General features: G+C 65.5%; 12 protein-coding genes. 7 read left to right on the top strand and 5 right to left on the bottom strand.

The features are described 5' to 3' along the window. The first annotated feature begins 20 nt into the window (after positions 1-20). Positions 21-1,682 (top strand): phospholipase D family protein, encoded by a 1,662-nt coding sequence (locus F4827_RS00790; protein ID WP_183720888.1) that lies wholly within the window; start codon positions 21-23, stop codon positions 1,680-1,682. A 253-nt stretch (positions 1,683-1,935) separates the two neighbouring features. Further along, positions 1,936-3,315 carry a class II fumarate hydratase gene (gene fumC, locus F4827_RS00795; protein ID WP_260184396.1) on the top strand — a complete coding sequence of 460 codons (1,380 nt, stop codon included), beginning with the start codon at positions 1,936-1,938 and terminating at the stop codon, positions 3,313-3,315. A gap of 84 nt (positions 3,316-3,399) precedes the next feature. Here the strand turns inward: fumC and F4827_RS00800 are convergent, their stop codons facing one another. The 3 genes from F4827_RS00800 to F4827_RS35035 all read right to left on the bottom strand — a co-directional run bounded on the left by F4827_RS00800 (position 3,400) and on the right by F4827_RS35035 (position 5,341). Continuing rightward, a complete protein-coding gene (locus F4827_RS00800; RefSeq protein WP_167058886.1) occupies positions 3,400-3,903 on the bottom strand; it encodes an acyl-CoA thioesterase in 504 nt (167 codons plus the stop codon). Positions 3,904-4,061: 158 nt separating this feature from the next. Further along, the gene (locus F4827_RS00805) at positions 4,062-5,090 is read right to left on the bottom strand and encodes a GlxA family transcriptional regulator (RefSeq protein WP_183720882.1); all 1,029 of its coding nucleotides are present in this window, start codon (positions 5,088-5,090) and stop codon (positions 4,062-4,064) included. Between the two features lie 116 nt (positions 5,091-5,206). Beyond that, entirely contained in the window at positions 5,207-5,341 is a 135-nt protein-coding gene (locus F4827_RS35035; protein ID WP_260174912.1) for a hypothetical protein, read from the bottom strand. 171 nt (positions 5,342-5,512) lie between these two features. Here F4827_RS35035 and F4827_RS00810 point away from each other — a divergent pair, with 171 nt between their 5' ends. Both F4827_RS00810 and F4827_RS00815 read left to right on the top strand, forming a co-directional pair. Then, on the top strand, positions 5,513-6,220 hold the full coding sequence (locus F4827_RS00810; protein WP_183721359.1) for a helix-turn-helix transcriptional regulator: 708 nt from the start codon (positions 5,513-5,515) through the stop codon (positions 6,218-6,220). Between the two features lie 213 nt (positions 6,221-6,433). After that, positions 6,434-8,950, top strand: a complete 2,517-nt coding sequence (locus tag F4827_RS00815) for a DUF6600 domain-containing protein (RefSeq protein WP_183720879.1) — start codon at positions 6,434-6,436, stop codon at positions 8,948-8,950. 96 nt (positions 8,951-9,046) lie between these two features. Here the strand turns inward: F4827_RS00815 and F4827_RS00820 are convergent, their stop codons facing one another. Beyond that, positions 9,047-10,018 (bottom strand): thymidylate synthase, encoded by a 972-nt coding sequence (locus F4827_RS00820; protein WP_183720876.1) that lies wholly within the window; start codon positions 10,016-10,018, stop codon positions 9,047-9,049. A gap of 812 nt (positions 10,019-10,830) precedes the next feature. Then, positions 10,831-12,222 (bottom strand): sigma-54 dependent transcriptional regulator, encoded by a 1,392-nt coding sequence (locus F4827_RS00825; RefSeq protein ID WP_183720872.1) that lies wholly within the window; start codon positions 12,220-12,222, stop codon positions 10,831-10,833. 584 nt (positions 12,223-12,806) lie between these two features. On the opposite strand from F4827_RS00825, the gene F4827_RS35040 reads away from it, so the two are divergent. The 3 genes from F4827_RS35040 to F4827_RS00840 all read left to right on the top strand — a co-directional run bounded on the left by F4827_RS35040 (position 12,807) and on the right by F4827_RS00840 (position 14,625). Then, positions 12,807-13,385, top strand: coding sequence for a hypothetical protein (locus F4827_RS35040; RefSeq protein ID WP_260174911.1), 579 nt, complete (start codon positions 12,807-12,809; stop codon positions 13,383-13,385). Positions 13,386-13,504: 119 nt separating this feature from the next. Then, positions 13,505-14,017, top strand: coding sequence for a hypothetical protein (locus F4827_RS00835; protein ID WP_409258745.1), 513 nt, complete (start codon positions 13,505-13,507; stop codon positions 14,015-14,017). Continuing rightward, positions 14,014-14,625, top strand: a complete 612-nt coding sequence (locus tag F4827_RS00840; protein ID WP_183720869.1) for a hypothetical protein — start codon at positions 14,014-14,016, stop codon at positions 14,623-14,625. Before F4827_RS00835 ends, F4827_RS00840 begins: the two co-directional genes overlap by 4 nt. The last annotated feature ends 19 nt before the right edge of the window (positions 14,626-14,644 follow it).

Here is a 14,644-nt window from a genome sequence, read left to right on the forward strand (position 1 = left end):
CAACGCTCAGGAGAATCCGCTTGCTCGCCCCCACCGTTCCGAATGCGTCCCGCGCCCGCCTGCATGCCCTGAGGCGTGCCGGCCTCGCGCTCGTCAGCATCACGCTTCTCGCACTCGTCACGGCCTGCGCCACGCGCCCGCCCGCGACCGACTACCCGCGCGAGAACACCGCCGCGCTGCCCACCGCCGATGCGAGCGCGACGGCGCTCGGCGTCGCGCTCGCCGCGCCCGAAGCCGCGCATCCGGGCGAATCGGGCTTCCGGCTGCTGGCCACCGGCACCGATTCCTTGCAGATGCGCGTCGCGCTCGCCCGCGCGTCGACCAGGACGCTCGACATGCAGTACTACATCGCCAACGAGGACACGACCGGCAAGCTGCTGCTCGGCTCCGCGCTCTATGCAGCCGACCGCGGCGTGCGTGTGCGCATGCTCGTGGACGACCTGAACTTCCACGATATCGACCGCCTGATGGCCGCGCTCAACAGCCATCCGAACATTCAGATCCGCGTGTTCAATCCGTACGGCAGCACCAGCGAATCGATGTACCTGCGCACGCGCAACTTCTTTTCGAACGTCGATCAGTTCACGCGCCGCATGCACAACAAGTCCACGATCGTGGACAACGAGCTCGTGATCTTGGGCGGGCGCAATCTCGGCGACGAATACTTCAGCGCGAGCCCGACGCTGCAGTTCCGCGACCTCGACGTGCTGGGCGCGGGGCCAGTGGCGGCGAGCGTGTCGGCCAGTTTCGACGAGTACTGGAACAGCAGCGTCTCGTATCCGCTGGGCGTGCTCAACCATCAAAAGTTCGATGCGCACGATCTCGACACCGCGCGCGACGAGCTGCGCAAGCACTGGAGCGAAACCGCCGATCCGTTCAACGCAAAGCCGCTCAACGCGACGCCGCTCGCGCAGCAGATCACGCGCGGCGAGCTGGGCCTGATCTGGGCGAAGTGGCAGTTCGTGGCCGATTCGCCGGGCAAGATCGGCGGCCCGGAACAAGGCGAGCTGGGCGACGCGATGCGCTCGCTGCTCGACCGCATTCGCGCCGCAAAGAGCAGCGTGCTGGTGTTCTCGCCGTACTTCGTGCCGCACGACGCGGGCGTGCAGGAAGTGCGCAAGCTCACGGCGCGCGGCGTGCACGTGGCGATCCTCACCAATTCGCTCGCGGCCACCGACGCCGTCGCCGTGCAGGCGGGCTACAGCCCCTACCGCGTGCCGCTGCTGCAGGCCGGCGCCGATCTCTACGAATTCAAGCCGACGCAGCCCGAAGGCACCCCTTCGCGCCGCCTGGGCATCACGGGATCGCGTTCGCGCGCAAGCCTGCACGCCAAGGCCTATGTGATCGACGACAGCACGCTGGTGATCGGCTCGCTCAATCTCGATCCGCGCTCAGCGCGCCTGAACACCGAACTCGCGCTCACCATCGACAGCCAGCCGATCGCGCACGAGGTAGCGGGCTACTTCGCACACGCGACCTCGCCCGAAATCAGTTATCGCGTCACGCTCGCCACGCCCGAACAGATCGCCGCGCAGCGCGGCACGGCCACCAGTTCGCCGCTCATCTGGACCGACGAGGATAACGGCATGATCCGCACCTACAACCTCGATCCTGGTGCGGGTTTTTACCGGAATCTTCTAACCGGGCTATTCTTGCTGTTGCCGGTCGACAGCCAGTTGTGACGAGCGTCGCGAAGTTCAGCGGCAATTTCGCGACGCACTGCGCCGTCGACCAGTGCAACCCGGAAATCCGCCCTTTAGCCAGAACCAGCTCAGGCGTGACGTCCTCAACGGACGCTCACCCAGGCGCCGCCACGCTGCGCCGCTGCCCAGCCAACCTGCGCAAGCGCCCCGTCACATGCGGCGCCGCGCCGATACGCCGGCGCCGCTTTCACATCGGAGTGTCAACATGACCGCCAGCAATGAGAATGTCAGAATGGAACGCGACACGTTCGGCGAAATCGCCGTGCCGGCCGCACAGCTATGGGGCGCGCAGACGCAGCGTTCCCTGCAGAACTTCCGCATCTCGACGGAAAAGCAGTCGCCCGAATTGATCACGGCGCTCGCCTGGATCAAGCGCGCCGCCGCCGAAGTCAACCAGCAGCTCGGCGTGCTGGACGAAAACAAGGCGCGCGCCATCGTGCAGGCCGCCGACGAAATCGTCGAAGGCAAGCATGCGGGCGAATTCCCGCTCGCGGTCTGGCAGACCGGTTCCGGCACGCAGACCAACATGAATCTCAACGAGGTGATCGCCAACCGCGCGAGCGAGATTCTGGGCGGCGAGCGCGGCGAGTCGCGCAAGATCCATCCAAACGACGATGTGAACCGCGGCCAGTCGTCCAACGATGTGTTCCCGACCGCCATGCACGTCGCGGTGGCCGTGGCCATCGTCAAGCACCTGCTGCCCGCGCTCAGGACGCTGCGCGAAACGCTGGCTGGCAAGTCGAAGCAGTTCGCCGATATCGTCAAGATCGGCCGCACGCATTTGCAGGATGCCACGCCGCTCACACTAGGCCAGGAGTTCTCCGGCTACGTCGCGCAGCTCGATCACGGCATCAAGCATGTGGAGTCGTCGCTGCCGCATCTGTACGAACTCGCTCAGGGCGGCACAGCCGTGGGCACGGGACTGAATGCGCATCCGCAATTCGCCCAGAAAGTGGCCGAGACCATTGCGAAACTCACGGGCGTGCCCTTCGTCACCGCGCCCAACAAGTTCGAAGTGATGGCCGCCGCCGACGCGCTGGTGTTCGCGCACGGCGCGCTCAAGACCGTGGCCGCGAGCCTCATGAAGATCGCCAACGACGTGCGCTGGCTGGCAAGCGGCCCGCGCTGTGGTCTCGGCGAACTGTCGATTCCCGAGAACGAACCGGGCAGCTCGATCATGCCGGGCAAGGTCAATCCTACGCAGTCCGAAGCGGTGACCATGCTCTGTTGCCAGGTGTTCGGCAACGATGTCGCCGTGAACGTGGGCGGCGCGAGCGGCAACTTCGAACTCAACGTGTTCCGCCCGATGATCGCGCACAACGTGCTGCAATCGATCCGCCTGCTCGCGGACGGCGCGCTCTCGTTCAACGATCACTGCGCCGTGGGCATCGAGCCGAATCGCTCGCGCATCGACACGCTGCTCAATGAATCGCTGATGCTGGTGACGGCGCTCAATCCGCACATCGGCTATGACAAGGCCGCGCAGATCGCCAAGAAGGCGCACAAGGAAGGCACCACGCTCAAGGCGGCGGCGCTCGCGCTCGGTCACGTCACCGAGCAGCAGTTCGACGAATGGGTCAAGCCGGGCGAAATGGTTGGCAATTCGAAATAAGCCCTTAAACAAGGGTTGAAATGCAAAACAGGCGGCGAGGCATCCAGCCTCGCCGCCTGTTTTTTTGGCTTCGCCGTGACAGCGTCAGACCTGCCCGCGCGCGACTTCCTCGGGCTTCAGATCGACAATCGCGTCCAGCGCTTCCTTCACGTCGAGCGCGTATTTCGCCAGACGCTTCTGCTCGTCCGTTTCGGGCGTGAAGGTGGGCACGGGGATCGGATTGCCGTTTTCGTCGACGGCCACGAATACGATCAGGCAATCGGTCGTCAGGCGCAACTGGCCGCTTTTCGGATCGCCCGCGTGCACGGTGATGTGGATGTGCATCGAGGTGCGGCCCGTGGCCACCACGCGCGCGCGCAGCTCGACCATATTGCCGACCTGGATCGGCCGGCGAAAGCGGATGTTGCCCACGCTCACCGTCACGCAGTAGCGACCCGACCAGACCGCGGCGCAGGCATAGGCGGTTTCGTCGATCCACTTCATCAGCGCGCCGCCGTGGACCTTGCCGCCGAAGTTCACCGAGTTCGGCTCGGCGAGGAAACGGAACGTCGTTTCCGAACGGTCGAGAGGCTGCGTGGGCGTATTCATATCGGCTCCGGCTCTTGTGTATGCGGTGATTGCGTGTTCCGGACGCTTCGTCGGGGGAACATCGTTCTGGGTGCCGTCGATTATACGAGTGCATGATGTCGAACACAGCGCCGCCCCCGCCGGCGCTGTAGCAGCCATCGATCCCACGGCGCGCCACATCAGGCGTTGATCGCGGAGAATCGCGCGCGATAGTCGCCGGGCAGCACGCCATAGCGCCGCTCGAACGCACGCCGCAGATTCTGCTCGGTGCCGAAACCGCAGTCGGCGGCGATCCGTTTGACCGGCAGACGCGATTGCGCGAGCGCGTGCGCGGCGGCTTCGACGCGCATCGCCGCGACCGTGCGCGCAGGCGTGCGCCCCATCGCATCCACGTAGCGGCGCGCGAAGGTGCGCGGGCTCATGCAGGCGGCTTCGGCAAGCCGCTCGACGCTCAGTTCGAGATGCAGATTCGCGGCCATCCAGCCGTGCAGCGCGTCGAACGCGCCGCCCGCCGCGCTTTGCGCCGCCAGCGCTTCGCTGAACTGCGCCTGACCGCCCGGGCGCTTCATGAACACCACGAGGCGGCGCGCGGCCTGCATCGCCACCGCGTGGCCGCAGTCTTCTTCGATCAGCGCCAGCGCGAGATCGATGCCGGCCGTCACGCCCGCCGAGGTCCAGACCACGCGGCCCGCGCGTTCGTCGCGGATGAAGATCGGTTCGTCGTCGACTTCGATTTGAGGGAAGCGCCGCGCGAGTTGGGCGGCGTTGCGCCAGTGGGTGGCGGCGCGGCGACCGTCGAGCAAACCGGCGGCGGCCAGATAGAACGCACCCGTGCACACCGAAGCGACGCGCCGGGCGTGCGGCGCGCTGGCAGCGATCCAGGCGACGAGTTCGGCCTGCAGGACGGTGCTGTCGTCGATCGGGACGCCGGGGACGATCAACGTGTCGATGGTGGCAGGATCGAGCGCGTCGAGCCGTTCGGCCAGCACCGGCAGGCCCGCGAAGGTGGGCAGGACGCCGCCGTCGATCGAGGCGAGCGTGACCCGATAAGCGCAAGGTTCGCTCGCAGGCGACGCCGCCGACGATGGCGCGCGCATCGTGAGTTCGGCACGCCAGAACGCCTCGATGGGCCCGCAGGCGTCCAGCAGGACAAGATCGGGCGCAACGGCGAAGACGATATGGCGCGCGCGGGAAGTATCGGCAGGCATGGGAGCGGGAGCCTTCTGGTAGCGAATGCGCTCATCCTCGCACGAGTGAGCGTGGCAGTTTCGTCATTCTGCCATCAATTCCTGCCACAGAGGTGCCTGCCTTGCTGTCGCGCCGGCTATTTGTGGATCGAAATGCCTTCGTCGATCGTGCCGTACATGGTGATGCCGCTCGCGCTGTTCGACGCCGGCGTGCCGCTGGCGCAGGCTGTGCAAAGCAGCGTCAGCGCCGCAAGGGCCAGAATGCGTTTCATGACTGCCTTCATAACTGCCTGAGTGCTACGGAAAGAAGCCGATTCTAGCGCGGCAGTCCTTCCGCTCGCGCCTTCCCCGGCAGCGTGCAACATTTCACGGCAAACTGAAACGTCGAATGCCGCGTTTCGCTAGAGTGGCACGGTACGTAACGCAAAGAGCCGATCATGCCCCTGCCCACCGCCGACGAATCCCGCCATTTCCCAGGCCTTGCGCGCGTTGCCGCGCTGCTCGCCGATCCCGGCCGCGCCGCCATGCTCTGGGCGCTCATGGACGGCAGCGCCCGTCCCGCCGGCGAACTCACGATGATCGCCGGCCTTTCGCCGTCCGCCGCCAGCGCGCATCTCGCGCGGCTCACGGAAGGCGGCATGCTCGCCGCCGAGGTGCGCGGGCGGCACCGCTACTTCCGCATCGCCACGCCCGAGATCGCCCAGACCATCGAGGCGCTGATGAATGTCGCGCACGCCAGCGCGCCGCTGCGGCCCGTCACGCGGCCCGCGCGCAGCGTGCCGGTGGAGATGCGCCATGCGCGCACCTGCTATGACCACATGGCGGGCGAAGTCGCGGTCCAGGTGTTCGACCGGCTGGTTGAGGGCGGATTGCTCGCGCTCGCAGGCGACGATCTCGAAGCGACTGAAGCCGGCGTCGCCAGGCTCACGGATTGGGGCGTCGATCTTGGCGCACTGCGCGCGCGGCGGCGTCGTTTTGCCTGCACCTGCCTCGACTGGAGCGAGAGGCGGCCGCATCTGGGCGGCGCGCTGGGTGCGGCGCTGCTCGAACGCTTTACCTCGAACGGCTGGGTCGAGCGCGCGAGTCGCCCTCGCGTGCTGCGCATCACGCCGCTCGGCCAGCGCGAATTCGACGCTTTCGTCGCCGTCTAAGACGCGGGTCAGCCTGACGAAAACCCAACAACTCCCTTCAAATCCCCTCGAAAATACCGGCTTCACGTCGTCATCACACGTTCTGTTACATAAGGTGCATAGGCTTTAACAAATCTGTGCTCCCGGAAACACGCGCGACGGATAAAGTGCGCCACATGGCTTCGCGATATTTCATCAGCAGGTCATGCTCTGCAACGCGCAGGAGAACACACCGTGAAAACGACAAAATACAGCCACCACACCTTTGCTCGCCGTACGCTCATCGCGGGCGCGGTCCTTGCCGCCTTCGCGTTCAATCTCGCCAGCACCGAGGCGCTCGCGCAGTCCGCGCCGCAAGCTGCGCCGGCTGCCGCCCCCGCGGGCGATCCGCCCTCGCGCGTGGCGCGTCTCGACTACATGGCGGGCGACGTCACCACCGAACCCGCCGGCGCGACCGACTGGTCCTACGCCCAGCTGAACCGCCCGCTCACCACCGGCGACCAGCTCTGGAACGACAGCAACGCGCGCTCGGAAATGCACATCGGCTCGACGGCCGTGCGCATGGGGCCGCAGACGAGCCTCGACGTCCTCAATCTCGACGATGCCAGCGCGCAGCTCAAGGTCGCGCAAGGCACGCTGTCGACGCGCGTGCGCTCGCTGCCCGCCGGCACCGCGTACGAAATCGATACACCGAATCTCGCGCTCGGCCTCAACGGTCCTGGCGACTATCGCGTGGATGTCGCGCCCGACGGCAGCGCCACCACCGTGACCGTGCGCAGCGGCAGCGTGACCGTCTACGGCGAAAACGGCCAGATGCCGATGCAGGCCGGCCAGCAGATCCGCTTCACGGGTACGGCGCTGCAACAGGTCGCAAGCGTCGCGGCCCCGCCGCCCGATGCCTTCGATCAGTGGGCGCTCGCGCGCGACGCGGCTGAAGACCGTTCGGTCTCGGCGCGTTACGTGTCGCGCGATATTCCCGGTTATCAGGATCTGGACGCCAACGGCACGTGGCGTGAAAGCCCGCAGTACGGCGAGGTGTGGGTGCCGAACGCCGAACCGACCGGCTGGGCGCCTTATCACGACGGCCACTGGGTCTGGCAGGCGCCGTGGGGCTGGACGTGGGTCGATGATGCACCGTGGGGCTTCGCGCCTTATCACTATGGCCGCTGGGCGCAAGTGGACGATTCGTGGGCGTGGGTGCCGGGCCCGATCGTCGAAAGCGCGCCGCCTGTCTATGCGCCTGCGCTGGTCGCCTTCGTGGGCGGCGGCGGGGGCGGCGACGACTGGGGCGTGAATCTGGCGATTGGCGGCGCGGCTGCGGCTGGCGTAGCGTGGTTCGCGCTCGGGCCGGGCGAGGCATGGCATCCGGGCTGGGGCGGCTGGAGCCCGCATTACTATCAGCGCGTGAACCAGACGGTGGTGGTCAACAACTACCGTCAGAACGTCAACATCACCAACATCAACGTTCACAACACGTATATCAACTACCACGTGCCGGGCGCCGTGACAGCCGTGCCGGCGACCGCCTTCGTGCACGGTCAGCCGACCGCGCGCTTCGCGCAGCACGTCGATCCGCGTCAATGGCAGAACGCGCGCATCCAGCCGGGCACGCCGGGTATCGCGCCGGTACAGGGCAGCTTCGCAGCGAATATGCGCCGCGCCGACTATCGTCCGCCTGCCACGCTGAACCAGCGTCAGGTCGTGGCGACGCGCGCGCCGATTACGCCGCCCGCTTTCCATGACAACCTGGCGCAACGTTTTGCGCACGGCGGCGGTACGGTGCCGGGTGCCGGCGCGCCCGTGGTGCGCGTCTCGGCGCCTGCGCACGCGTCGTTCGCACCGTTCTCGACGGCGTCGCATGGTGGCTGGCCGCAGCAGAACGTGCGCGTCGTGCCGCCCCACTCGCCCGAGATCAGCGCCTCACGCCCGAACGGTGCGCCGGGCAGCGCGCAGCAGAACGCGCCCCGTGGTCCGAATGAGGCCAATGCGCCCGCCGCCCAGCACGGCCAGCCGAACTTCGCGCCGGGCGCCAGCGCGATGGCTGCGAACGTCCACGGTCCGGCCGGGGCGCAAGCGGACGCGGCGCATGGCGTGCCGCATCCGCCGCAGTTCGCAGGTCATCCGCAAGCCGGTCAGCCGCAGGCTGCGATGAACGGTCGTGCTCCGGCTGCCGGTGCGCAGGGCGAGGCGCATCAGCCCGAATGGACTCAGGCCCACACGCCGATGGCCCTGCGCGGTCAGCCGGGCGCGAACGAAGCGGGCCGACAGCCGTCGCCGGCGATGCAGCAGCCGCACGAGGCAGCGGCGCAGCGCGTCCCCGAGCGTGGCAACGAGCCCGTGCCGCAACCGCAAGCCGCACAGCCGCAACACGGCTTCGAAGCACAGGCGCGTCCGGAACAGCGTCAGGAACAGCGTCCTGAGCAACGGCCGGAACAGCAGCCGCAGGCCCATGCCGATGTCCACCCGCAGCAGGCCCAGGCCCAGCCGCCGCGTGAAGAAGTCCACCCGCAGCCGCAAGCCCAGCCGCGCGCGGAACCGCGCCCGCAGCAGCAGACGCGCGAGGAATTCCACCCGCAGCCGCAAGCCCAACCGCGTGCGGAACCGCGCCCGCAGCCTCAACCTCAGCAACGCGCGGAATTCCACCCGCAACCCCAGCCGCAGCCGCGCGCGGAACCGCATCCGCAGCCGCAACCCCAGCCGCATCCGCAGGAACACGCGGCCGGCAACCATGACGAACACCATCATGGCTAAGGGTGGACGCTGAGGGCCGACACCAGGCCCGCCAGCAAAACAAAAGCCCGCGAACGTCACCGTTCGCGGGCTTTTCCATTCAGTGCATCAAAAACGTTACACCGCCATCGGCGCGCTCAGCGGTTCGTGATGACGGTAGCCGACCAGCGAGAAGTCCGACGGCTCGACCTTCTCCAGCCATTCCGGCTCGTACACGCCCGTCTTCGCGTAGTCGGGCACACGATCGGCGATCTCCAGTCGCGGACTCTCGAACGGCTCGCGGCGCAGCTGCTCATTGAGCATGTCGAGCTGGTTCTCGTAGATGTGGGCGTCGCCGATGAAGTACGTAAACCAGCGCGGCGTATAGCCCGTCAAACGCCCGACCAGACTCAGCAAGACCGCGCCTTCGGTCAGATTGAACGGCGTACCCAGGCCCACGTCATTGCTGCGGATGTACAGGCAGAGCGAAATTTCGCGCTTCGCCGGGTTCGGCAGGAACTGATAAAGCAGGTGGCAGGCTGGCAGCGCGATCTCTTCCAGCACGGCCGGGTTCCATGCATGAAACAGAATCCGACGGTCGGCGGGATTGCTCATGATGGTGTCGAGGCACTGGCGCAGCTGGTCGATCGCCTTGTAAAGCAGCACCTTCGGCTGGCCGTCTTCGCTGAACTCCGTGACGCGTGCGTAACCGCGCGACTGCGCATCGGCGATCTGCGCCGCCGCGCCCGCGTCGAGCACCTTGTATGCCGGCCACTGGCGCCACTGCACGCCATAGACGTCGCCGAGATCGTCCGTGCCCCGGCGGTATGGGTTGGCCAGCCACTGGGCGTTCTCATTGGCGTTGGCGTCCCAGACCTTGCAGCCCAGCGCACGGAAATCCGCAGCGCTGCGCGAGGCGCGCATGAAGCCGATCAGCTCGCCCACGGCCGACTTGAACGCGAGCTTTTTGGTCGTGACGGCCGGAAAGCCCTGCTGGAGGTCGAAGCGCAGCATCGCGCCCGGCATGCTGATGGTGCGGATGCCGGTGCGGTTTTCCTGCCAGCTGCCGGTGTCGAGGATCGAGCGGACGAGCTCAAGATACTGTTTCATGCGGAGTCCCTGAACGGGGTGCGAGTGCCCCGTGCGGCTTCAAAAGCGAGATTCTATAGCAAGCCGGGCATCGCTGATCGGGGGCCATTTCGCAGCTGTCGGCGCGAACGCGATGACAGGTTGCATCGCACTTAACAAATTTAGCTAAAACGTAATTAAGTTCAGACGCCCGACGTTACGGAACATAAATCGGGAACATCCCAATAAGCGTGGGAACGTCATTTGCTGTCGCGCGCCATAGCGCGGCGAATGACGATTGAAACGGAAAATAATACTGAAATGTCCGACCGCGATAATCAGTAAAAATCCCTCGACGTAATTTCACCACTCATAAAGGCAATTACCTTACAAATCGTTCGGCTCTACCGAATTTTAAAGTTCGAGACTTCCAGTGAAAAATAATGCATCGACTAGATTCAGTGAGTGCGAGGCTGCACGACGCAACTCTGCGAGCGCACGCGCCATTTAAAGCGTCATCGCGCCCTGCAGTGCGGAAATAAAATGGGGAGTGAACGAAACGGAACGGGGAATTGCTGGAAACCGCCTGGAACCGCTTGAAACCGCTGCAAACCGGATTGCCCGGCGAACTTCGCGGATGAGGCGGCCCGCCTGCGCGAGCCGCCACCCGCACGAACCCGCGCCCCCGCGCAAGTACGCTTGCACCCCTGACACCCTCATGGCCTCTTCAGGCTCTTCGTCAGCGCTTCAAACCGCTCTGATGACAATCAACGCGTACACGCCATCAACGTCTAGCCGGCCACGGATCGGGATTGCGTGTGGCCGCTATTTGGTCCCCCTCTTGCGAAGCCCGTTCAGGCTCCGCCCCCCGAAACCAGACCGCCCGGATGCGGCGCAAGCGGATCGCTCTCCATATGCCGCATGCCGTGCGCGCACAGCAGCCGGTACAGGGTGACACGCGAAATGCCCAGTTCCTGCGCCGCGTCGCCAAGACGGCCGCGATGGCGCAGCAAGGCCAGCTCGATCGCCTGCCGCTCGGCCGCTTCGCGCGCCTGTGCGAGCGACACCGGCACGACTTCGACGTAATCGCCCAGTTCCAGATCGCGTGCGCTAATCGCACGTCCTTCCGACATGACGATGGCGCGACGCACGCGGTTGATCAGTTCGCGCACATTGCCGGGCCAGCTGTAGTTATGCAGCGCGGCGATGGCGTCAGGCGAGAAGCCGCGCAGGCGGCGCGCGCCGTCCTTCTTGAAACGTTCGAGCATATGGCGGGCAAGCAGTTCGATATCCTTGCCGCGCGCGCGCAGCGGCGGCTCGTCGATCTGCAGCACGCACAGGCGGTGATACAGATCCTGCCGGAAACGCCCTTCCACCATGGCCGCGCGCATATCGACGTGAGTGGCCGAAATAATGCGCACATCCACGGGCATCGACTGATGGCCACCCAGCCGCTCGATCTTGCCTTCCTGCAGGAAGCGCAGCAGGCTGGCCTGGCTTTCCATCGGCAGGTCGCCGATTTCGTCGAGGAAGAGCGTGCCGCCGTTGGCCGCTTCCACCCGGCCGATCTTGCGCTGGCTCGCGCCCGTAAAGGCGCCGCGCTCGTAGCCGAACAGTTCGGATTGCAGCAGATGCGGCGGAATCGCGCCGCAGTTGATCGGCACGAACGGCGCGCTGCGCCGCGACGAGCGTTCGTGGATGGCGACCGCCGTGAGTTCCTTGCCCGTGCCCGATTCGCCGGAGATGAACACCGGCGCGTCGGTCATGGCGACCTTGCGGATCGAGCGGAACAAGGCGAGCATCGCCTCGCACGAGCCCACCATTTCGCCCTCGGTGCCGCCCGTGGTGTCGTTGGAGGCGGCTTCGACCAAGGAAACCATGCCGTAGGCGTGACCGACGGAATCGACGATGCGCTCGCCGCTCCACGGTACCGTTACGTAATCGAAACAGTAATCGCGCACCAGACGGCGCAGATTGGCGTCCTGCAGCTGGCCCGTGGTGGTCGCTGCGACCCAGCCTACGTTAGGCAGCGTCAGGCAAGGCTCGAACGAGCCGATCTCATGCAGATGGAACTGGCTCGACAGGTCGAGCAGGCCGCCCGCGGGCATGCCGGCGCGCAGCGCACGCCGTGCATCCCGGGCATTGCCCACGATCTCCACCTGCCAGCCGCGCTCGTGGAACCGCTCGTTCAGCGCTTCGTTGGGACTGCGCGTCACGTAAACCAACTGCCGCGTTGCGGATTCCATTATTCAGATCCTCTTGCCAACACATCGTTGCGGAATGACGGCACGCTCCTGATGTACAGACACGCAGCAAACGCACCGCGCGTCCGGCACCGTGGGGCCAGACGACACAATTTCATTTGCTGACAGTGAATCCCCGAGCTGCGACGTGTGTATGTCAACACCCTGCCCATGTCTGAGCTTTTTGTTTTCGGCTTTACGCTTTTTCTGAAGCTTACTCTATGCACCCGGGAGTTGGATAGAAAATATGCGGCGTGAATGGATTAGGGCACGATGGAAAGGTTTCCATTAGCGCTTTACCCTGAATCATAAGAAGAAAATCATTACAAGCGCATGCATCCGCCCCATTCCCGCAGGGGGGATCATTACGTAACGTCATGACGTAACACAAAATCGCGCAAACGTTCTCCGTTGAAACTCCCAAACGAATTTCAGGGGTTTAAAGCAGCCAACGTTTCAGCGCTGAAACATTTTCTCGAATATCCGCAATTCAAAATCCGCAGAAAATATCGAGAGCCCCGTCGCATCAAGGGTTTGCGGGACATGGCACACGTTTCGCTAAATGACCTCGCACCAGGAGACACGCCATGCGACTCATTCGTACGAACGCCAAGCTCAGCCACGCAGTCAGTCACGTCACCGCCGTTGCGGCCGTGCTGATTCCCGCTGCGCTCCTCGCTGTCGCGCCGTCGGTGTATGCACAGACCGCGACCGACGCGGCCAGTGCCTCCTTCGTCGTGGCGAGCGTGAACGCCGATGTCGTTCCTGCAACAACTGCGGTCAGTGCGACGGTGGCTCCGGTGACTGCAGCCGTTTCGGCAAACGATGCCGGCATGCAGGCGGCGACGCTCGACACCAGCGCGTCCGCAAGTCAGGACAACGGCACCGCCGGCTCGAACTTGAGCGCCGCGCCGCTTGCCGCCGACCCGGGCCCCGCCGGCGACGAACCGGTGATGGCCGGTGTCGGCTCGATCGACGACCAGACGCTCTCGCATCAACGCGGCGGCGCGGTCGGCATGTTGATGGTAGCAGCCACCCCGCAACTGATGCGCGGCGGCAACAGCGTGACGCTCTGGGACGAAATCGCCCCGCCCGCGCCCCTGCCGATTCCGGTGGATAGCGGTCAGGCGGCGCAAGGCAACATCGCCAGCTACACGCGCAAGTGAAACAGATTAGCGCAGCAGACCGGACGCAGTAATTCCGACACAGGACCCGCGCCGTACGCGGCGCGGTTCGGGAGCAGCGAACAAGAGTCGCTGCCCCGAGGAGCAAGACGGAGACCGACATGAAAGCTCGCTTTACGACGCCAGGCTTGCACCGGCGTTGCGCGCAGATCACAGGAGTCCTGATGGGTCTGTGCGCAGCGGCGCTCACGGCAGGCGTCAGTGCGCAGCAGGTGGTGAACCCCGGCGACATCATCGTGGAGCGTGACGTCACCCCGCGCAGCGCGTTCGCCAATGTGCCGAAGAGCCAGGACCCCGTGCTCGTGCGCGCTACCACGTTCCCGAAGAACTCGTTCGATCCGGCCATGGCCACGCTCGTCAACGATACCGATCTGACCAACGCCCGCGGCAACTCAGGCGTGAATACGAGCGGCGCGTTGGCCGGCGAAGCAGCAGGCGTGCAGGCAATCAACCGGATCCTCGTCGGCAACCCGGCGGGCGGCTCGAACGGCGCGCTCGGCGCCGGCGGCAGCGCCTCGGCGATCGGCGGCATTGGCAACACGATTTCCAGCACCGTCACCGGCGCGCTTGCGCCGCTCACCAGCGCGCTTGGTTCCATCGGAGGAGTGAAATGATTCGTCGTCCCAAACTTCTGGCCACGCTGGCGCTTGCGACCGCTGCCGTTGCGCTCGCAACCGGCGCACACGCGCAGGCCACGGTCGGCGCCATCGCCGTGATCGCGCCGAACGCCGCGACCTCGACGACCGGGGCACTGACCGTGAACGAAGCGGCTGGGCTCGACAACGCTCAAGGCAACCAGCTGTCCATCTCCAGCGGCGGCGCGATTGCGAACGTGAATCTCGATGACCAAAGCACCTCGACCCGCGCGCGGCTCGCTAACGCCAGCGCGATTATCGGCTCGGGTGCCTTCAATAACACGTCGGGCGCCATGATGATCAATCAGGCTGCGGGCGTGGGCAATATCCAGCGCAACAGTGCCCAGATCGGCACTGGGGCGTTCGGAGTGGCGATGCTCTCGGACGGGGAACTGTCCGCGGTCACCGCCCAGAACGGCAATACGGCTAACCAGGCAGGCCAGGCAGGCGGTATTCGTGAGGTACGCATCGACGGTGTGTCCTTCAGGAATGCAACGGGTCTCGTGCAGGTGAACCAGACGGCCGGAGCCGGTAATGCAACGGCGAACAGTTTTGTGCTCCGTCCCCCGGCGGGCACTCTTTTCTAACTGACCACTCAAGTATCGG

Source organism: Paraburkholderia bannensis (assembly GCF_014200455.1).
In the GTDB taxonomy this organism is placed as follows: domain Bacteria; phylum Pseudomonadota; class Gammaproteobacteria; order Burkholderiales; family Burkholderiaceae; genus Paraburkholderia; species Paraburkholderia bannensis_A.